We start from the raw sequence: 19,769 nt of genomic DNA on the forward strand, positions 1-19,769 counted from the left end.
ATAGTTCCGAGGTCCAGATGCCTTCGTTCGACAGGCGGCAGATCCTTGCCGGCGCCGCGGCAGCCGCGGGTGCCTCCCTCTTCGACCTGTCGCAGGTCAGCGCCCAGGGCTCGAACGTCCTGCGCATCGCCATGACCGCCTCGGACATCCCGCTCCCCAACGGCCAGACCGACCAGGGCGCCGAGGGGATGCGCTTCGTCGGCTACAACGTCTTCGACAGCCTCATCCTCTGGGACCTCTCCAAGGCCGACGCGCCGGGCGGCCTCGTCCCGGGCCTCGCCACCTCCTGGAAGGTCGATCCGGCCGATCCCACCCGCTGGACCTTCGTGCTGCGCCCCGGCGTGACCTTCCACGACGGCTCCGCCTTCGACGCCGCGGCGGTCGTCTGGAACTTCGACAAGATCCTGAAGGCCGACAGCCCGCAGCACGACCCCCGCCAGTCCGGCCAGGGCCGCACCCGCATCCCCTCGGTGAAGAGCTACCGCGCGCTCGATCCGATGACGGTGGAGTTCATCGCCTCCTCGCCGAACGCCCTGTTCCCCTACGAAATCTCCTGGATCCTGATGTCCTCTCCCGCGCAGTGGGAGAAGGTCGGTCGCAACTGGGACGCCTTCCTGCGGGCCCCCTCGGGCACCGGCCCCTGGAAGGTGGACCGCTACACCCCGCGCGAGCGGCTGGAACTCACCCCCAACGCCGCCTACTGGAACCCGGCGCGGCGTCCGAAGCTCGAGCGGGTCGTGCTGGTGCCGATGCCAGAGCCGAACGCCCGCACGGCAGCGCTCCTCTCCGGCCAGGTGGACTGGATCGAGGCGCCCGCCACCGACGCCCTCGCACAGCTCCGCTCCCGCGGCATGCAGATCACCTCCAACGTCTATCCGCACAACTGGACCTGGCATTTCTCGCGGGTCGAAGGCTCGCCCTGGAACGACGTTCGCATCCGCAAGGCAGCGAACCTCGCCGTCGACCGCGCCGGCATGGTGGAGCTCCTCGGCGGCATGATGCTGCCTGCCAAGGGCATGGTCCCGCCCTCCAGCCCCTGGTTCGGCAAGCCCTCATTCGACGTCAAGACCGACGTCCCCGCGGCCCTGAAACTGATGGCGGAGGCGGGCTACGGTCCCGCCAAGCCGCTCTCGGTCAAGGCGATCATCTCGCCGTCGGGATCGGGCCAGATGCAGCCGCTGGTGATGAACGAGCTGATCCAGCAGAACCTCGGCGAAATCGGCATCAAGGTCGAGTTCGAGGTCATGGACTGGAACGCGCTGGTGAGCTCCTGGCGGGCCGGCGCCAAGCACCCCTCCTCGCGCGGCGCCCATTCCACCAACTCCTCCTATTTCAGCCAGGACCCCTTCACCGCCCTCATCCGCCACCTCGACGGCGGGCTCCTGCCCCCGGCGGGCACCAACTGGGGCTACTACGTCGATCCCGACATGGACGCCCGCCTCGCCAAGATCCGCTCGTCCTTCGACGCGGCCGAACAGCTCGCCGCCATCCAGCGCGCCCATGAGAAATTCGTCGACGAGGCGCTGTTCCTGTTCGTCGCCCACGACGTCGCGCCGCGCGCCCTGTCCCCGCGGGTGAAGGGCTTCGTCCAGGCCCAGAACTGGTACCAGGACATCACCCCGGTCACCGTCGCATGACGCCGGCCGCAGGACGCACCGCATGCTGACCTATCTGGGCAAACGCCTCGTCTACACGATCCCGATCGTCATCGGCGTGTCGGTCGTCTGCTTCGCGCTGGTGCATATCGCGCCGGGGGACCCGCTCGTCTCGGTGCTGCCGCCGGATGCGTCCGAGCAGCTCAAGCAGCAGATGATGCGGGCCTACGGCTTCGACCGGCCCTATTACGAGCAGTTCCTGCTGTGGTGCTGGCGCGCCCTGCACGGCGATCTCGGCACCTCCATCGCCACTGGCCGCGCCGTGTCGAGCGAGGTGCTGCGGGCGGTGAAGAACACGCTGCTGCTGTCGGTGGTCGCCACCTTCATCGGCTTCTTCTTCGGGCTGCTGTTCGGCTTCGTCGCCGGCTATTTCCGCAACAGCCCGGTCGACAAGATCGCCTCCATCCTCTCGGTCATCGGCGTCTCCGTGCCGCACTACTGGCTCGGCATGGTGCTGGTCATCGTGTTCTCGGTGCAGCTCAACTGGCTGCCGCCCACCGGCGCGGGCCCCGGCGGCTCCTCCGACTGGCAGCCGGACTGGGCCCATTTCCGCCACCTGATCCTGCCCGCCGTCACCATGAGCGTCATTCCCATGGGCATCGTGGCGCGCACCATCCGCGCCCTCGTCGCCGACATCCTCTCCCAGGACTTCGTGCCGGCGCTGCGCGCCAAGGGCCTCTCCGAGCTCGGCATCTTCGGCCATGTGGTGAAGAACGCCGCCCCCACCGCCCTCGCCGTCATGGGCCTGCAGCTCGGCTATCTCCTCGGCGGCTCGATCCTGATCGAGACGGTCTTCTCCTGGCCCGGCACCGGCTTCCTGCTCAACGCCGCCATCTTCCAGCGCGACCTGCCGCTGCTGCAGGGGACGATCCTCGTCCTCGCCCTCTTCTTCGTCCTCCTCAACCTCATCGTGGACGTCATCCAGACGGCCATCGATCCGCGCATCCAGAGGAGCTGACCCGATGACCTCCGTCGCCTCGCTCCTGCCGCAGGACCCGGCCAAGACCGTCGCGCCCATCGAGCGCTCCCCCGGCTACTGGTCCGGCGTCATCAGGCGCTTCGGCCGGGACAAGCTCGCCATCGCCGCGGGCATTCTCGTTTTGCTGCTGATCCTGATGGCGGTCTTCGCGCCGCTCATCGCGCCGATGGACCCCTATGCCGGCCGCACCATCCGCCGCCTCAGGCCCGTCGGCACGACGGGCTTCCCGCTCGGCACCGACGAGCTCGGCCGCGACATGCTCTCACGGCTCATCTACGGCGCCCGCTATTCTCTCATGATGGGCGTCACGCCGGTGCTCATGGCCTTCGGGGTGGGCAGCCTCATCGGCGTCGTCGCCGGCTATGTCGGCGGCAAGACCAACACGGTCATGATGCGCACCATCGACGTCTTCTATGCCTTCCCCTCGGTGCTCCTCGCGGTGGCGCTGTCAGGGGCGCTCGGCGCCGGCATCCAGAACGCGCTGGTCTCGCTCACCGTGGTCTTCATCCCGCCCATCGCCCGCGTCGCGGAGGCGGTGACGACGCAGGTGCGCAACCGCGACTACGTCGAGGCCGCCCGCGCCTCCGGCGCCGATGCGCTCACCATCATCCGCGTCCACGTGCTCGGCAACGTGCTCGGCCCGATCTTCGTCTATGCGACCGGCCTCATCTCGGTGTCGATGATCCTCGCCTCCGGCCTCTCCTTCCTCGGCCTCGGCGTGCGGCCGCCAGAGCCCGAATGGGGCCTGATGCTCAACACCCTGCGCACGGCCATCTACAACCAGCCGCTGGTCGCGGCCCTCCCCGGCGTGATGATCTTCATCACCTCGATCTCCTTCAACGTGCTCGCCGACGGGCTGCGCAACGCCATGGATGTCAAGGTATGAGCCTGCCCCTCCTCACCGTCCGCGGCCTCGTCAAGCACTTCCCCGTCGCCGGCGGGTTCTTCGGCCCGAAGAAGGTGGTGCGTGCCGTGGACGGCATCGACTTCGACGTCATCGACGGCGAGACCCTCGGCATCGTCGGCGAATCCGGCTGCGGCAAGTCCACCACCGCCCGCCTGCTCATGCACCTGATGGACCCCACCGCCGGCGAGATCCTCTTCGACGGCGCCAAGGTCGGCTCGCCCGACCTGTCCCTGACCGAGTATCGCCGTCAGGTGCAGATGGTCTTCCAGGACAGCTACGCCTCGCTCAACCCGCGCCTCACCATCGAGAGCTCCATCGCCTTCGGGCCGCAGGTTCACGGCGTGCCGCAGCGCGAGGCCATCGAACGCGCCCGCGACCTCCTCGCCAAGGTGGGCCTCGAGCCCCAGCGTTTCGCCGGCCGCTATCCGCACGAACTCTCCGGCGGTCAGCGCCAGCGCATCAACATCGCCCGCGCGCTGGCGCTCCAGCCCAAGGTCGTCATCCTCGACGAGGCGGTCTCCGCCCTCGACAAGTCGGTGGAGGCGCAGGTGCTCAACCTCCTCCTCGACCTCAAGGAGGAGTTCAAGCTCACCTACATCTTCATCTCCCACGACCTCCACGTCGTCCGCTACATGTCGGACCGGGTCATGGTCATGTATCTCGGCAAGGTCGCCGAGATCGGCCCCTCCGAGGCGATCTTCGACGATCCCTTCCATCCCTATTCCGGCGCCCTGACCCGCTCCATGCCGACCATGGACCCGGACAACCGCACCGAGCAGGCGCCGCTCTTCGGCGATCCGCCGAACCCCATCGATCCCCCGCCCGGCTGCCGCTTCCACACCCGCTGCACGTTTGCCGAGGGCGTCTGCTCCCAGCGCGAGCCGGTACTGACCCGCGCCGCGACGCTGCACGACGTCGCCTGCCTCCGTTCCGAGCCCGGCTCCGGCCACACCATGGCGCCGCCGACGGCCGCGGCCGCGTGAGGGCATGACATGCTGACCACCCCGCCCCTCGTCGACATCCGCAATCTCAAGGTCACCTTCACCGGCGGCCCCAAGCCGATCCGCGCCATCAACGGCGTCGACCTCGCCCTCGACCGCGGCGAGACCCTCGCCATCCTCGGCGAGTCCGGCTCCGGCAAGTCGGTGACGCTGCGCGCCATGCTCCGCCTCAACCCGGAGAAGCGGACGAAGGTCGAGGGTTCGATCACGGTGGCGAACCGGGACGTGCTGGCGCTCGGCCCGAAGGACCTGCAGGCCTTCCGCGGCCGCGACGTCTCGATGATCTTCCAGGAGCCGGCCCTCGCCCTCGACCCGGTCTATACGCTCGGCCACCAGATCGCCGAGACCATCGTCAAGCATGACGGCGGCTCCTGGGCCGATGCGAAGAAGCGGGCGCTCGATCTCTTCGAGCGTGTGCGCATCCCTTCGCCCGAGCGGCGCCTCGACAACTACCCCCACGAGATGTCCGGCGGCATGCGCCAGCGGGCGATGATCGCCCTGGCGCTCGCCTGCAATCCGAAGGTACTGCTCGCCGACGAGCCGACCACCGCCCTTGACGCCACCGTGCAGATCCAGATCCTGCTGCTGATCCGCGAGCTGCAGCGCGAGTTCGGCATTGCCGTCATCTTCGTCACCCACGACATCGGCGTTGCCGTCGAGGTCGCCGACCGTGTGGCCGTCATGTATGGCGGCCGCATCGTCGAAACCGGCCCGATCCGCGACATCCTGCGCAACCCGCGCCACCCCTATACGATCGGCCTCCTGAAGAGCCGCGCCCACGACGCCATGACCAAGGGCACGCGGCTCGACGCCATTCCCGGCTCGCCGCCCGACCTCGCCAACCTGCCGCCCGGCTGCTCCTTCGCACCGCGCTGCAAGCTGGCACTCCCCGCCTGCTCGGAAGCGACGCCAGAGCCGGTGGCGGTTGGTGCCGGCCACGAGGCGCGCTGCTTCAGGACCGATGCGACGGCGCCCGTCGCCGCCTAGGGCCCCCTGCGGTAGATGCCCGAAAAGCTGACGTTGAAGCCGCCGCACTGGCGGTTGTCCGACACGACGAGCCAGGGGCCGACCAGTTGCATCCTGACGCGGCAGGCCGTCGGCTCCCCCTCGTCATAGGCCAGTGTCCGGTCAGGCCCCTCGGTGAAGGCGACCGCCGTCGGCCCGCCCCTGTCGCTGCGCGGCAGGGTGGCGGACAGGCTTCCGATGTTCACGCTGCCGCGACGCATCCGCTCCGGATCACCCGCGCCATAAGTGGCATCGCCATCGATCTCCCAGGTGGCACCGTTTCGGCGGATGGTGATCGACTGCTCGCGACCAGCACGCCACCGGCCGCTCCAGTCGGGCGCCAGCGGCGGCGGCAAGGTCATCAGCCCGGCCTCGGGCAGCCATCCGGTCCGGGACTGGCCGTTTGTCGCCAGATAAATGGCGCAGCGAAACCCCTCATGGCGTTTCGCGACGATGATCGCATTGCCGGGGACGAGATAGGCTCTTTCCCGGCAGGCCTCGCCGGCGGCCGGGCATCCCGCCTGATCCTGCGCATTTTTCACATAGCTCAGCCGCGTGCCGTCGTTGCGCACGACGGCCGCCTGGAGTTCGGCCTCCGCGGTGAAGTCATCAGAGAAACAGTCGCCCTCGCCGGCCTTTGCCGCGCCGGCGGCAGCCAGCGGCATCAGAAATGCAAGCATCGCGAAGAGCCGCACCAGGGCCGCCTCCATCGTCATCGACCGGATTTCTCGCGCGCCTGCGTTTCCGCTTCATTGCGTCGTGCCGCCTATGCGACACTTGGCCCGCCCATCCCTGCCGCTGCCGTTGACCGTCCCGCCATGCACCTGACCATCGTCAATCCGAACACCACCGCCTCCATGACCCGCACCATCGGCGAGGCGGCCCGTGCCGTCGCCGCGGCGGGCACCGTCATCGAGGCCGTCAATCCGGATAGTGGCCCGGCTTCGATCGAGGGCTATTACGACGAGGTCTGGTCCATCCCGGGCATGCTCGAGGAGATGCGGGCGCGGCCCGCTTCCGACGCCTTCGTCATCGCCTGTTTCGACGATACGGGCCTCGATGCCGCGCGCTCGCTCATGGCGGTGCCGGTGGTCGGCATCGGCGAGGCGGCCATGCACATGGCGACGTTGCTGGCGACGAAATTCACCGTCGTCACCACCCTCGCCGTGTCGGTGCCGGCGCTGGAGCACAACGTCCACAAATACGGCTTCGCCCATCGCTGCGCCCGCGTGCGCGCCTGCGAGGTGCCGGTCCTCGAACTCGAGGACCCCACCTCGGACGCCCGCGCCCGCATCTCGGCGGAGATCGCCCGCGCCAAGAACGAGGACCGGGCGGAGGCGATCGTGCTGGGCTGCGCCGGCATGGCGGACCTCGCGGCGGCCCTTTCCGCCGAACACGGGATGCCGGTGATCGACGGCGTGGCGGCTGCCGTGAAGCTCGCCGAGAGCCTCCATGCCCTCGGCCTGAAGACCTCCAAGGCCGGCGGCTATGCCCCGCCGCGGCCCAAGGCCTATCGCGGACGCTTTGCTTCCGCAGGGGTATCAACGGACGGTTAATCGCTGGCCCCTAGGCTGGCGCCGTCGCGTCCCTCCAACGGGGTTGCCCCCGCAGTGTCCACCGTCGAAGCCTCCGAGCGTCGCGCCTTGCAGCGCTCACGCACCTTCTGGAAGGGAACGATCCTGTTCCCCGGAGGACTGCGCTCGACCGAGTGCACGGTGCGCAATTTCACGCCGAAAGGCGCGCGCCTGGACTGCGGCGGGGTAAACGACCTGCCCGATCACTTCCAGTTGAAGATCCCCCAGAAGGGCGAGACCTTCGACTGCGCCGTCATCTGGCGTCGGATGCCGGAGATCGGCGTGGCCTTCGTGGAGACGGCGGCGAACGGGTCGGACTCTCTGGCCGACAAGCTCAAGACCCTCGAGCAGCAAAACCGTCGGCTGCTGCGCCGCCTGAACGAGCAATCGTCGGACTGAAGGCGGCCTCCCGCTTGCATCGCGGCGCGGCAGGCGGCACTGATCCGCCAGCGTTCCGGAGCCTGCCATGCCGCCCAAAGCCGCCATCATCCAGCCCATCCTCATGGCCGCCGTCATGGCCTTCCTCATGACGGCGCTCATCACATGGCTGAACCTCGGTTTCCCGCCCGACTATCTCCGCCGCTGGATGACCGCCTTCGCCATCGCCTGGCCGGCCGCGGCGGTCGCGGCCTATATCGCCATCCCCATCGCTCGAACCCTGACCGGCCGCATCATCGTCTGGATGGAGGCGAAGGGCCTGTGACCCCGCTCGGCGTCGCCGCAGCCCTCGCCCGCGACGCCTCGCCGGCGCGCCTCGCCCTCGCCCTCGCCACGGTGTTGGGGCTGTGGCTCGTCGGCGCCCTCGTCCATGCCCCCATCGAGGCGGCGCTGCGCTCCGCGCCCTGCGACGGGCTCGCCTGCCTGAGGCCGCTGCGGCCCGATACCCGCCACGGCGGCTACAGCGCCGCCGAGTTCCGCGACTATCTCGACGTGATCTGGTCGCTGCGCGGCCGGGCGCTCGCCGGCCTCCTGCTCGACCTGCCGCTGGTCGCCGCCGTCACGGCCGCGCTGCTGCTGGCGGTGGGCCTCGTCACCCGCGACGTGCCGGTCAACGAGCGCACGCAGCGCCTCCTCCTCGCCCTGCCCCTCGCCTATGCGGCGGTCGATCTGTGCGAGAACGCCCTGCTCGTCGTCGCCTATTCAGGCGTGGCAGACGTCGCGGTGGTCCTGCCCTGGGTCTCAGCCATGAAATTCGGCACCGCCGTCGCCAGCGGTGCCGTCAGTCTCATCTTCGCGATGATGCGGGCTCTCGCCTGAGCCGTCAGGCTGCGGGCGGACGGGGCGTCGCGGCGCGCTCGGCCATGAACTGGTCGAACTCGGCGCGGTCGCGGCTGCGCTTCAACCGCTCGAGATAGGCGGCGAACTCGTCCTGCGCCTCGAAGAGCCGGCGGCGTTCCGCCTCCAGTCGCTCCAGTTCCTGGCGCTTATAGTCCTCGAAGGCGACGTTGCCCGTATCGGCGGGACCGGCCAGGGCGTGCATGCCGTCGCGGCCACGGCCGCGTCCGCGTGGCGCGTTTCCCATCCACTTCTTCCAGGCAAGGATGGCGAGGCCGATCGGCCAGAACAGCACGAAGCCGACGATCATCGCCGCCAGTTCCACGGGGTGCCAGCGCCGCTCGGCGGCACCGCGCCAGCCGCCGTGGAAGGCCGGCAGACGCGGGGAGGTTTGGTTCAGGCAGGTCATCGACGCTCTCCATGAGTGTGAATGTAAAATATATTATCATTCACACTCCATATGTCAAGCCCTTTCACATGTCCTTCGGCAGCAGCAGGTCACGGCGGCCTGGAACAGCGATGCCGGCCCTCAGGGAGCCTTGCCGAGTCCCGTCAGCAGGGCATGGACGCCGACGTCGAGCATGCGCTCGGGATCGTCCAGCCCCCCGGGCATGGCGATGGACCCCGGCGCGGCGAGCGAGGCGAGCCCGTGGGTGAGGGCGAAGACCAGGGTCGCCGCCATCGTCACCCGCTGCGGGTCGGAGCTGCCGAGAGCGCGACCGACCGCCTGCCGCAGGGCGTTGAAACCGGGATCGTCTCCCGACCCACCGCCGCCGGGATGGCCGGTATTGAACATGGCGGCGTAGTAGGCCGGCTCCTCTCGCGCGAAGGCGAGATAGGCCCGTCCCATGGCGAGAAAGCCGTCGGGGCCTCCTGCCCGTGCCGCGGCCTCGAGCCGCCGCCCCAGCGCCTGGAAACCCTGGACCGCGATCTCCTTCAGCAGGGCCTCGCGGTCCTTGAAATGGCGATAGGGAGCCGCCGGGGACACGCCCGCCAGCTTGGCGGCGTCCGACAGGGTGAAGCCGGCCGGCCCCCGCTCGGCGATCAGCCGGCGGGCCGCCTCCAGCAGAGCCTCGCGCAGGTTGCCGTGATGATAGCCACGGCGTTCGGACAGTTCGGTGTCGGGGGTGCGTGCCATGATGTGAAATGGCGTGACATCTGGCCCGCCGCGCGTCAAGGGCGATTCGACCGCGCGACGGTTGGCGGGACCCTGATACCGGGCCCCGAGCGCGGCCGGCTCTCGCCGATGGGTCAGGAACCCTCACCCGATGCGCGGCGTTGATCGGGCGAAATTCCGCAGTGTCGTCAAACCGGAGACCGACCAGTGCCGACGTCGTCACGCCAAGACATCTGGATATCCTCAAATTCCTCTTGGCGGCCCCTGGCGAGCCTGCTTAGCTTGAGGAACCCGGTTCCTGTTTGGGAGATCAGCCGTGGAACTCGTGCGTCACGTCAACATCGTCTACGCGTGCGCCGCATTCGCCTTCGTGGGGGCTATTCTCTTCGGCGCATTCTGACCGTCTGCCGGCCCGTCCCGGCCGGGGCGCGAGCCGCGGTCGGCGGCAGCTTCGCCGCCGCCCTGTTTCAGCGCGGCACCGAGGCCGCGACATGTTCGCGCAACATCATACCGCTATCGGTGCGGCCGTCCCGTCGGGTGGCGGAGGGCCTCTGCCCGTCGTCCCCCGTCCTGGCCTCGCCGGTCGACCGCGCGCGGCCCAGCCGGAGGTTGGACCGATGACCTCTCGATTCCACCGCATCGCGCTTCTCGGCGCCGCACTTCTGTCGGCCGGCATCGCCGGTCCGCTAGCGGCCCAGGACCGCGACGAATTCTACGCCATCGCCCGCGGCGAAACCGGACGACGCGCTGCCCCGGAAAGCCGTGGCGGCGGCGGCTTCGGCTTCTTCTCCCTCTTCGGTGGCGGCAGCCGCGGCCACGTGCCGGAGATCACCGTGCGGCCCGGCGAGGGCGAGCGCGGCCTCAGGAGCCAGTCTGAGCAGGGCCGCTCGGCCTCCGGCGAAAATCTCGGCGGACCGCGCGCCTATTGCGTGCGCACCTGCGACGGCTTCTTCTTCCCCATGGGCCCGGCGACCTCCGGCGGGGCGCGACAGGCGCAGCAGGAGAGCTGCAACGCCATGTGTCCGGGCGCCGAGGTGGCGCTCTATTCGGTCAGCCGGCAGGGCAGCATCGAGGATGCCGTCAACGCCCGCGGCCAGACCTATTCCGCCCTGCGTACCGCCTTCCGCTTCCGCCAGGGACTGGAACGGACCTGCTCCTGCCAGGGCGCTGCCGCCAACGGCCTCGCCCGCCTGCCCATCACCCACGACGTCACCCTCCGCCCCGGCGACGTGGTCGTCACCGAGACTGGCGCCCAGGTCTTCCGCGGCGCCTCGCGCTTCCCCTACCAGCCGCGCGACTTCGTCGCGGCCCGCTCCTACGGGCGGCTGCCGGCCGACGTTCGCCGCCGCGTCGATGAGATCCAGGCGGGCATCCAGGCCGGCGACACCGGCATTTCGGCCCCCGTGGCGCGGCTGTCGCGGCCGGCGCGGATCGCCGGTGGCGGATCGCGCGACGTCGCCGCTCCCACACCCGTCTCCATTCCCGTGAACGAGGGCCGGCCCTCCGTCCGCGTCATCGACATGACCCTGAGGCGCGACACTCTGGTGCGGTGACACCTCCCGCCGTCCCCATTGATCCGGCCCCGGCGGAGGAGTAAAAGCGTGCCGCCGGAGGCCTCCTGTCCCGCACCCCCGAGGGTACGTGGTGATCGGCTGCGCCGGCGCATGATGAGGTCGGCGCGCCGTCCTGATTGATGCCGGCAGAGAGAAGGCGCCGCCTCAGGTTCAGCGCGCGCTCTCAGGAGCTCCAACCAGACCGTCCCCAAGGGTTCGATCCGATGGCAGATGACACGGCGGCCGGCGCCCCCAAGCCGGCTGAGGCCGACGGCGGTCCCGCTCAGGACCCTCGGACCCAGGGGCAGGTGCGCAACGAACACGGCCATGCTCATTCCCAGGCAAGCTTCTGGGGGCTTTTCGTGGGCTCCGTCGGCGTCGTCTACGGCGACATCGGCACCAGCCCGCTCTACGCCTTCCGCGAGGCCGTGGTGGCGGCGACCGGGCACGGTGCTACGGGCGCCCCGAGCCGCGACGTCGTCCTCGGCGTCCTGTCGCTCATCCTCTGGTCCCTGATCCTCATCATCACCGGCAAATACGTGCTGCTGCTGCTGCGCGCCGACGACAAGGGCGAGGGCGGCATCCTCACCCTGGTCGCCCTCGCCCAGCGCGCCATCGGCAAACCGAGCTACGTGGTCGCCCTGCTCGGCATGGCGGGCGCGGCCCTGTTCTACGGCGACGCCGCCATCACGCCGGCCATCTCGGTGCTGTCCGCCCTCGAGGGCCTCAAGCTGGTGACGCCCGTCTTCGAGCCCTACATCCTGCCGCTCACGGTGGTGGTGATCGTCGCGCTCTTCGCCGTCCAGAGCCATGGGACGGCCAGCGTCGCCCGCTATTTCGGGCCGATCTGCATCGTCTGGTTCCTCGCCATGGCGATCGTCGGAGCCATCCACATCGCCGACGACCTCGGCGTCTTCCACGCCTTCAATCCCTATTACGGCATCGTCTTCCTCGCCAACAACGGCACGATCGGCCTGCTGGCGCTCGGCGCGGTCTTCCTCGCCGTCACCGGCGGCGAGGCCCTCTACACCGACATGGGCCATTTCGGCCGCAAGCCGATTCAGTGGGCCTGGTTCTGCCTCGTCTTTCCGGCCCTGACGCTGAACTATCTCGGCCAGGGCGCCATGGTGCTCGCCGACCCGTCCAAGCTCACCAATCCCTTCTACCTGCTGGCGCCGTCCTGGGCCCTCCTGCCCATGGTCGTGCTGGCGACGCTCGCCACCATCATCGCCAGCCAGGCGGTGATCACCGGCGCCTTCTCCCTGTCGCGGCAGGCCATCCAGCTCGGCCTGCTGCCGCGCATGGCGATCCGCCACACCTCGGAGGAGCATTCCGGCCAGATCTACATGCCGGCGGTGAACTGGGGCCTCCTCATCGGCGTCCTGACGCTGGTGCTCCTGTTCAAGAACTCGTCGAGCCTGGCCTCCGCCTACGGCATCGCCGTCACCGCCACCATGTTCATCACCGCGGTTCTCGCCTGGTTCGTCGTGCGCCGCCTGTGGCGGTGGAACATCGTCCTGGCCGTGGTCGTCATGGTGCCGCTCATCGTCATCCACCTCATCTTCTTCGGCGCAAACCTCCTCAAGCTGGTGGACGGCGGCTGGGTGCCGCTGGTGATCGGCGCGGTCATCATGTTCCTCATGCTGACCTGGCGGAAAGGCACCGCCATCCTCGCCGACAAGACGCGGCGCATCGAGGTGCCGCTGGTCGACCTCCTCAAGAGCTTCGACAAGCGCCCGCCGCACCAGGTCGCCGGCACAGCCGTCTTCCTCACCTCCGATCAGGCCTATGCGCCCGCCTCGCTCCTGCACAACCTCAAGCACAACAAGGTGCTGCACGAGCACAACGTCTTCCTCGCCGTGAAGAGCGTCGACACCCCGCGCCTGCCCGACGGCGAGCGCATCTCCTTCGAGAAGATCAACGACCGCTTCTCGCGGCTGACCGTTCGCTTCGGCTACATGGAGACGCCGCACGTGCCGAAGGCGCTCATCGCCTGCAAGAAGTTCGGCCTGAAGTTCGACATGATGTCGACCTCGTTCTTCCTGTCGCGCCGGCACCTGAAGGCCTCCGGCAAGCTCGGCATGCCGCTCTGGCAGGACTACATCTTCATCGGCATGGCGGTGAACGCCAATTCCGCCTCCGACTATTTCCACCTGCCGACCGGCCGCGTGGTGGAGGTCGGCACCCAGGTGACCATCTGATCCCCGCATGACCGATGACGACCTCAGGGCCTGCAGGTCGGCCACCATCGTGCTGGCCATGGCGCTGTCGGCGGCGCTGATCGTCGTCTACCCGCTCTTCGGCACGGTAGGCTTCGCCGACGGCAGCTTCTTCGTGCTCAGCATTCTCTCGCCCGATCCCTGGACCCTCGCCTGGGCGAGCTATCCCAACCGCCTGACCGCCTTCGCCCTCACCATCGTCCCGCCCTGGCTGATCGCCCGCGCCACCGGCCATGCCGGCGCCGCGACGGGGCTCTACGCCCTGATCATGGCCGCCGTTCCCCTGGCCGGCCTCGTCGCCACGCGCCTCCTCGAGGACAAGGGCTCGCGGCTCTCCTTCGCCTGTGCCGTCTCCACCATCGTCCTCGCCTTCAGCGTCACCTTCTTCCCGACGGAGATGTGGCTCGCCCACGCGATGATCTGGCCGCTGCTCGCCTATGCCACGCGCCGGGGGAACGTGCGGACCCCCGTCCTGTTCGCCTTCGCGCTCGTCACCAACTTCGTCCACGAGGCGGCCGTGCCTCTCGTGGCCCTCGTGCTGCTGAACGGCTATCTCGTCCACCGCGAGACGCGGTTCCTGGCCGTGCTCGCGGCCGTGAGCCTGCCGCCCCTGGTGGTGAAGGCGACGATCGCCATTCCCAATGCCGAGATCCAGCGCACCGTGCACGAGAACGCGCTGAATTTCCTGAGCCCCGACAACCTCCTCAACAACATCTCGCTGACCGTCGTCATCGCCCTGGTGCTGCTTCAGGGGCTGATCCTCGTCGTCGCCCCCCGCACCCGCCGCTCCGGCATCGCGGTGGTCGCCGCGGTCTCCATGGCGGCCGCGGTCGTGCTGTGGCTCTGGCCGGGCGACGTCCACGTCCTGCGCCGCTATATCGCCCGCACCATCGTCTTCGTCGGCCTCGCGGGCGCCCTCGGCACGATGCTGGTCTGGCGTCTCGCCGAGGACATCCAGCCCGCCCTCGTGCGGCGCGCCGAGGCGTGGATCTCCCGCAACCGCTACGTCGTTTCGCTGAACGTCGCCGTGATCGTCTGCGTCTCGGCGCTCGGGCATGTGGCCGAGGCGGGCCGGTTCCTCACCCACTGGCGAGCTCTCGAACAGGCGCTGGCCGGCCCGCCGCCTGCCGCGTCGACACTGCCGCGCGGCGTGTCGCTGCTCATGGCCGACGGTTCGCGGGTGGATGGGCAGGCAGAGGCTGGCGGGCGCGGCTGGCCGGTCGCCTGGACCTGGAGCCTGGCCTATCAGTCGGCGATCAATCGGGGGCCGGCGCGCGATTTCATCATGGTCATGCCGGCGGACACCTTCACGCCGATTACCTGCGCGACCCTCGGCGCGATGGACACCGCGCGCAGCCTGGTGCCGGCGATCCGCGTCGACCTGCTGAAGCGTTATATCTGCTCCATTGAGACGGCCGGCACGGCCGTTGCGGGCCGCACCCGCTGAGCGGTCGCGTCACGGGCGCGGGCTGTCCCATTGCGATGCCGGCGGTGGCCAGAGCGCCCTCACCCGCGGCACGCCCTCGAGCTGCGGCGGCAGGGACAGCGGCGCGACCGGCCGCGGCTCGCAGCCGCCGGGGCGCTGCACCACGCAGCGCTCACCGAAACACTGCGCACCGGGCCATCCGACGTGGCGGAGCAGCGCCCGGTCGAAAATGATCGTGTTGAAGGCCGGCAGCCGGGCGGCGAATTCCTCCGGCCCGTGGGCCTCGTGGAACGGCGCCCGCCGGTGCATCATCACGTAGCCGCCCGTCTCGGCCCAGCGCACGCCGTAGCCGCCGATGCCGCAGACCCCGCCGAGGGTGGCGACCGCGCGCGACACCGCCACGTCGTCCCTCTTTTCGAGCCAGGCCGAACCCGCGGCCGGCGTCATCATGAAGGACGGCAGGCGGCCGACGAGGAACAGGGCGAGCAGCGCCGCCGCGCCAGAGGCGACGACGCCGGGCCGCCGCGCCGCGACGGGAAGGGTGTCCACCAGTCCCGACCCGGCCAACCAGCGCATCGTACCGGCGATGCCGAGGCCCGCCAGCGCCTGCACGATGAACAGGAGGGGGTAGAGGAAGCGCAATTCCTTGTGGCCGATCGGCAGGTGGGTCGCCAGAACGATCACCGCGACGGCGGCGAGCAGCGGCTGGAACACCGCGCCGATCGCGGCGAAGGCGAGGATCGCCGCCAGCGCACCGCCCCACACGACGACCAGTTGCGCGGGATAGTCGAACCAGGGCTGCACGCCGAAATGGGCCGCGACGCCGTAGGTCACGTTGTAGGTGAAGTTGTGCCAGTAGGACAGGAAGGGCGTCCCCCAGGTCGCCCAGTCAAGGGCGCCGGCGCCGGCGACCACGGCGGCGGCACCGAGAGCTGGAAAGGCGACCTTGCCCAGCGGCCAGCGGACGAGCGCCACCAGGCCGACGAGCGCGACAGCGGGTGCGATCTGCAGCCGGATCGCCACCGCCAGCGCCGCGACGGCGCCCGCAACGGCCAACCGCCCCCGGTTCGTCACTTCATGGCCCGGAAAGGCGAGATAGATGGCGATGACGAGGAGATGGCCGCCCACCACCTCGGTCAGCGCCTTGCCGCTGAAATGCACCAGTTCGGGCGCCAGCGCCGGCACGGCTGCGGCGGCCAGCGCCGGCCAGAAGCCGAACAGGCGACGGGCCCAGAGATAGACGCAGACGACGGCCGCAGCGCCGATCGCGCCGAGCACGGCGCCGACGAGCGGCAGGTAGATCTGCGGCCCCTCCCCGACGAGCCGGCTCGCCCGCATCCAGCCCGCGATGAAGCCCGGCAGGATCCACGAGCGGACCGCATGCTCGAACTCCCACGGCACGAAGCCGTATCCGAAGACCAGGCGATGCGCCTGTTCCAAGCTCTGGAAGATCTCGTCGGGGTGATGGATGTTGGGGGTCAGCAGGAGCGGCGCGAACCGGGCGAGCCAGGCGCCGAGAAACACGACCGCCACGGTCCAGACCGGTCGCATCCTGGAATCGTTGACGTTCATGGGCCTTTGACGGGGATCGGGGGAAGCGACCGCTTCGATAGCCCATCCGAGCCGCCGGCGCGATGCCGGCGGCGATCCCCATTCCCGATTATTCGGCCGCTTCGCTGAGGCTGCGGAGGATCGCCGGGTCGTAGTTCAGCACCGGGGCGAGCCAGCGCTCGGCCTCCTCCACCGTCCAGCCCTTGCGCCGCGCATAGTCCTCGACCTGGTCGCGCTCGACCTTGCCGACGCCGAAATAGGCGCTGTCGGGATGGGCGAAATAGAGCCCCGACACCGAAGAGCCCGGCCACATGGCGCGGCTCTCGGTGAGCTTGACGCCGATGGCGCGCTCGGCGTCGAGCAGCCGGAACAGCGTGTCCTTCTCGGTGTGGTCGGGCTGGGCCGGATAGCCGGGCGCCGGGCGGATGCCGCGATACTGCTCGAGGATGAGCTCCTCGTTCGAGGCGGTCTCGTCCGGCGCATAGGCCCAGAGCTGCTTGCGCACGATCTGGTGCATGCGCTCGGCGAAGGCTTCCGCCAGGCGGTCGGCCAGCGCCTTGGCGAGGATGGAGGAATAGTCGTCCTTGGCCGCCTCGAAGCGCTTCGCCAGCGCCTCCTCGCCGATGCCGGCGGTGACGACGAAGCCGCCGATCCAGTCCGGCTTCGTGCCGACCGGCGCGATATAGTCGGCGAGCGCGATATGGGCGCGCTCGCGGCCCTCGCGGCGGGCGATCTGCTGGCGCAGCGTGTGCAAGCGGCCGACCTCCTGGCTGCGGGCCTCGTCGCCGTAGAGGACGATGTCGTCGCCCACAGTGTTGGCGGGCCAGAGGCCGACCACGGCTTTGGCGGTCAGCCACTTCTCCCCGACGATCCGCTGCAGCATCACCTGCGCGTCCTTGAACAGGTTGCGCGCCGCCTCGCCGTATTTGTCGTCGTCGAGGATGGCGGGATAGCGCCCCTTCAGCTCCCACGTCTGGAAGAAGGGCGTCCAGTCGATGGCGCTGACGAGATCGGCGAGGTCGTAGTCCTCGAAGACGCGGGTGCCGATGAAGCCGGGCTTCGGCGGCACGTAACCCTCCCAGTCGAGCTTCAGGCGGTTGGCGCGGGCATCCGCCAGCGGCATGCGCAGCTTGGCCTGCTCGCCGCGCAGATGCGCCTCGGCGATCTTGGCATATTCGGTCCGGATGTCGGCGATATAGCCGCCCTTCTGGTCCTCCGACAGCAGCGCCGAGGCGACGCCCACGGCGCGCGAGGCGTCGAGCACGTAGACCGTCTGGCCCTTCGTGTAGTTCGGATGGATCTTCACCGCCGTGTGGACGCGCGAGGTGGTCGCGCCGCCGATCAGCAGCGGCACGGTGAAGCCCTCGCGCTCCATCTCGCTCGCCACATGAACCATCTCGTCGAGCGAGGGGGTGATGAGGCCCGACAGACCGATGATGTCGACCTGGTGCTTCCTGGCCTCGTCCAGGATGCGCTGCGCCGGCACCATGACGCCGAGGTCGATGACCTCGTAATTGTTGCACTGGAGCACGACGCCGACGATGTTCTTGCCGATGTCGTGGACGTCGCCCTTCACCGTCGCCATCAGGATCTTGCCGGCGGCGGGCTTGTCCACGAGGCCCATGTCGCGCTTTTCCTGCTCGAGGAACGGCTGCAGGTAGGCCACCGCCTGCTTCATCACGCGGGCCGACTTCACCACCTGCGGCAGGAACATCTTGCCGGCGCCGAACAGGTCGCCGACATGGTTCATGCCGTCCATCAGCGGTCCCTCGATGACGTGCAGCGGGCGCACGGCCTGCTGGCGTGCCTCCTCGGTGTCCTGCTCGATGAACTCGGTGATGCCGTGGACGAGGGAATGGGTCAGGCGCTCGCCCACCGGCTTCTCGCGCCACGACATGTCCTTCTTGTTGTCCTGCTGGGCGACGCCGTCGCCCTTGAACCGCGCGGCGGCGTCCACCATCCGTTCGGTCGAGTCGGGGCGGCGGTTGAGGATCACGTCCTCGCAGAGCTCGCGCAGTTCCGGGTCGATCTCGTCATAGACCGGCAGGGCGCCGGCATTGACGATGCCCATGTCCATGCCGACCTTGATGGCGTGGAACAGGAAGACCGAGTGCATCGCGGCACGCACCGGCTCGTTGCCCCGGAAGGCGAAGGAGAGGTTCGACACGCCGCCGGAGACATGGGCGTGCGGTAAGTTCTGCCGGATCCACTTGGTCGCCTCGATGAAGTCGACGCCGTAATTGTTGTGCTCCTCGATGCCGGTCGCCACCGCGAAGACGTTGGGATCGAAGATGATGTCCTCGGGGGGAAAGCCGACCTGGTCGACGAGGATGCGGTAGGCCCGCTCGCAGATCTCGATCTTGCGCTTGAACGTGTCGGCCTGGCCGACCTCGTCGAAGGCCATGACGACGACGGCTGCGCCGTAGCGGCGCACCTTCCGCGCCTGCTCGATGAACTTCTCCTCGCCCTCCTTCATGGAGATCGAGTTGACGATGGCCTTGCCCTGCACGCATTTCAGGCCGGCCTCGATCACCTCCCATTTGGAGCTGTCGACCATCACCGGCACGCGGGCGATGTCCGGCTCGGCGGCCATCAGGTTGAGGAAGGTGACCATGGCCTTCTCGGAATCGAGCAGGCCCTCGTCCATGTTGACGTCCAGCACCTGGGCGCCGTTCTCGACCTGCTCGCGCGCGACGTCGAGGGCGGCGGTGTAGTCGCCGTTGGTGATCAGCTTCCTGAACTTCGCCGAACCGGTGACGTTCGTTCGCTCGCCGATATTGATGAAGGACGCGACGGGGGTGGTCATCAGGGACACTTTCAGGCGTGGGCGAGCCAGCCGTGGACCCAGAGGCCACGGTAGAATTGCTCGACGGAATGGAAGCCGGCTTCGGTCAGCAGCGCTTCGTCGCGCGAGGCCGGAAGCAGATGGACCTGTTGGGCGACGGTGGTGGCGGCCATGGTGGCCATCTCGGCTGGCGCACCCTTGAACCGGGCGAAGGCGCTGTAGCGGGCCATGTCGCGCCCGAACCGGGCAGACGTCTTGTCGAGGCAGCCATTGATCAGGAGGAAGGGCGCGCCCGGCCTCAGGCGGCGCCGGATGTCCTCCAGCAGGGCGAGCCGGGACCCGTCGTCGGGCACGAAATGCAGGGTGAGGAAGCAGGTCGCGGCGTCGAAGGGCCCGGCCGGCGCATCGGCGACGTAACCCTGGATCAGCGCCACCCGCTCCGCCGCGCCCATGGCCGCGAGCCTCGCCTCGGCCATGTCGAGCATCGGCTTCGCCGGGTCGATTCCCGTGAAGCGCCAGTCCGGCCCGGCCTTGGCCAGCGCCGCGAGTTCGATGCCGCCGCCGGCGCCGACGACCAGGATGTGCCCCGTCTCCGGCACGAACTCGTGCAGCAGCACGGCGGCCATGTCGTGGCTCGCCTCATAGGCCGGAATGAACCAGCGCGGTCCCTGCTCGTAGGCGGCGACCTTTTCCGGATCGTCGAAAAAACCCTGGTTCACGCT

General features: G+C 69.1%; 17 protein-coding genes and 1 pseudogene. 12 read left to right on the forward strand and 6 right to left on the reverse strand.

The annotated features are described in order from the left end of the window. Positions 1 to 17: 17 nt before the first annotated feature. From C6569_RS11020 to C6569_RS11040, 5 genes are read left to right on the forward strand one after another with little or no spacing between them, the layout of a single operon-like run. Positions 18 to 1,637, forward strand: a complete 1,620-nt coding sequence (locus C6569_RS11020) for an ABC transporter substrate-binding protein (protein WP_106748894.1) — start codon at positions 18 to 20, stop codon at positions 1,635 to 1,637. 22 nt (positions 1,638 to 1,659) lie between these two features. Then, positions 1,660 to 2,613 carry an ABC transporter permease gene (locus tag C6569_RS11025; protein ID WP_106748895.1) on the forward strand — a complete coding sequence of 318 codons (954 nt, stop codon included), beginning with the start codon at positions 1,660 to 1,662 and terminating at the stop codon, positions 2,611 to 2,613. Positions 2,614 to 2,617: 4 nt separating this feature from the next. Then, entirely contained in the window at positions 2,618 to 3,520 is a 903-nt protein-coding gene (locus C6569_RS11030) for an ABC transporter permease (protein ID WP_106748896.1), read from the forward strand. Further along, the gene (locus tag C6569_RS11035; protein ID WP_106748897.1) at positions 3,517 to 4,524 is read left to right on the forward strand and encodes an ABC transporter ATP-binding protein; all 1,008 of its coding nucleotides are present in this window, start codon (positions 3,517 to 3,519) and stop codon (positions 4,522 to 4,524) included. Before C6569_RS11030 ends, C6569_RS11035 begins: the two co-directional genes overlap by 4 nt. Positions 4,525 to 4,533: 9 nt before the next feature. Then, positions 4,534 to 5,529: an ABC transporter ATP-binding protein gene (locus tag C6569_RS11040; RefSeq protein ID WP_106748898.1), complete on the forward strand. Its 996-nt coding sequence runs from the start codon at positions 4,534 to 4,536 to the stop codon at positions 5,527 to 5,529. Here the strand turns inward: C6569_RS11040 and C6569_RS11045 are convergent. Next, positions 5,526 to 6,263, reverse strand: coding sequence for a hypothetical protein (locus C6569_RS11045; RefSeq protein ID WP_106748899.1), 738 nt, complete (start codon positions 6,261 to 6,263; stop codon positions 5,526 to 5,528). The two genes, C6569_RS11040 and C6569_RS11045, sit on opposite strands and share 4 nt — an antisense overlap. 102 nt (positions 6,264 to 6,365) lie before the next feature. Between C6569_RS11045 and C6569_RS11050 the strand changes: the two genes are divergently transcribed. The 4 genes from C6569_RS11050 to C6569_RS11065 all read left to right on the forward strand — a co-directional run bounded on the left by C6569_RS11050 (position 6,366) and on the right by C6569_RS11065 (position 8,378). Next, on the forward strand, positions 6,366 to 7,103 hold the full coding sequence (locus C6569_RS11050; protein WP_106748900.1) for an aspartate/glutamate racemase family protein: 738 nt from the start codon (positions 6,366 to 6,368) through the stop codon (positions 7,101 to 7,103). A 54-nt stretch (positions 7,104 to 7,157) separates the two neighbouring features. After that, positions 7,158 to 7,520: a PilZ domain-containing protein gene (locus tag C6569_RS11055; protein WP_106748901.1), complete on the forward strand. Its 363-nt coding sequence runs from the start codon at positions 7,158 to 7,160 to the stop codon at positions 7,518 to 7,520. A gap of 67 nt (positions 7,521 to 7,587) precedes the next feature. Beyond that, positions 7,588 to 7,824 (forward strand): DUF2798 domain-containing protein, encoded by a 237-nt coding sequence (locus C6569_RS11060; protein WP_106748902.1) that lies wholly within the window; start codon positions 7,588 to 7,590, stop codon positions 7,822 to 7,824. Further along, positions 7,821 to 8,378, forward strand: a complete 558-nt coding sequence (locus C6569_RS11065) for a hypothetical protein (RefSeq protein WP_106748903.1) — start codon at positions 7,821 to 7,823, stop codon at positions 8,376 to 8,378. The genes C6569_RS11060 and C6569_RS11065 overlap by 4 nt, the downstream gene beginning before the upstream one ends. Before the next feature lie 4 nt (positions 8,379 to 8,382). Here C6569_RS11065 and C6569_RS11070 read toward each other — a convergent pair whose 3' ends face one another. Both C6569_RS11070 and C6569_RS11075 read right to left on the reverse strand, forming a co-directional pair. Beyond that, the gene (locus tag C6569_RS11070) at positions 8,383 to 8,805 is read right to left on the reverse strand and encodes a DUF2852 domain-containing protein (RefSeq protein WP_106748904.1); all 423 of its coding nucleotides are present in this window, start codon (positions 8,803 to 8,805) and stop codon (positions 8,383 to 8,385) included. Between the two features lie 120 nt (positions 8,806 to 8,925). Next, positions 8,926 to 9,534, reverse strand: coding sequence for a TetR/AcrR family transcriptional regulator (locus C6569_RS11075; RefSeq protein WP_106748905.1), 609 nt, complete (start codon positions 9,532 to 9,534; stop codon positions 8,926 to 8,928). Positions 9,535 to 10,130: 596 nt separating this feature from the next. Here C6569_RS11075 and C6569_RS11080 point away from each other — a divergent pair. From C6569_RS11080 to C6569_RS11090, 3 genes are all read left to right on the forward strand, one after another. Beyond that, a complete protein-coding gene (locus C6569_RS11080) occupies positions 10,131 to 11,066 on the forward strand; it encodes a DUF2865 domain-containing protein (protein ID WP_181313717.1) in 936 nt (311 codons plus the stop codon). 224 nt (positions 11,067 to 11,290) lie between these two features. Continuing rightward, the gene (locus C6569_RS11085) at positions 11,291 to 13,267 is read left to right on the forward strand and encodes a potassium transporter Kup (RefSeq protein ID WP_106748907.1); all 1,977 of its coding nucleotides are present in this window, start codon (positions 11,291 to 11,293) and stop codon (positions 13,265 to 13,267) included. A gap of 7 nt (positions 13,268 to 13,274) precedes the next feature. Next, the gene (locus C6569_RS11090) at positions 13,275 to 14,732 is read left to right on the forward strand and encodes a hypothetical protein (RefSeq protein ID WP_106748908.1); all 1,458 of its coding nucleotides are present in this window, start codon (positions 13,275 to 13,277) and stop codon (positions 14,730 to 14,732) included. Positions 14,733 to 14,741: 9 nt separating this feature from the next. Here the strand turns inward: C6569_RS11090 and C6569_RS11095 are convergent, their stop codons facing one another. From C6569_RS11095 to C6569_RS11105, 3 genes and pseudogenes are all read right to left on the reverse strand, one after another. Then, the gene (locus C6569_RS11095) at positions 14,742 to 16,262 is read right to left on the reverse strand and encodes a glycosyltransferase family 39 protein (protein ID WP_181313718.1); all 1,521 of its coding nucleotides are present in this window, start codon (positions 16,260 to 16,262) and stop codon (positions 14,742 to 14,744) included. A 109-nt stretch (positions 16,263 to 16,371) separates the two neighbouring features. Further along, positions 16,372 to 19,047 (reverse strand): annotated as a pseudogene (gene metH, locus C6569_RS11100) (methionine synthase); the annotation flags it as partial. Between the two features lie 32 nt (positions 19,048 to 19,079). Beyond that, entirely contained in the window at positions 19,080 to 19,766 is a 687-nt protein-coding gene (locus tag C6569_RS11105) for a class I SAM-dependent methyltransferase (protein ID WP_106748911.1), read from the reverse strand. Positions 19,767 to 19,769: the final 3 nt, after the last annotated feature.

The organism is Phreatobacter cathodiphilus (genome assembly GCF_003008515.1).
Lineage (GTDB): Bacteria > Pseudomonadota > Alphaproteobacteria > Rhizobiales > Phreatobacteraceae > Phreatobacter > Phreatobacter cathodiphilus.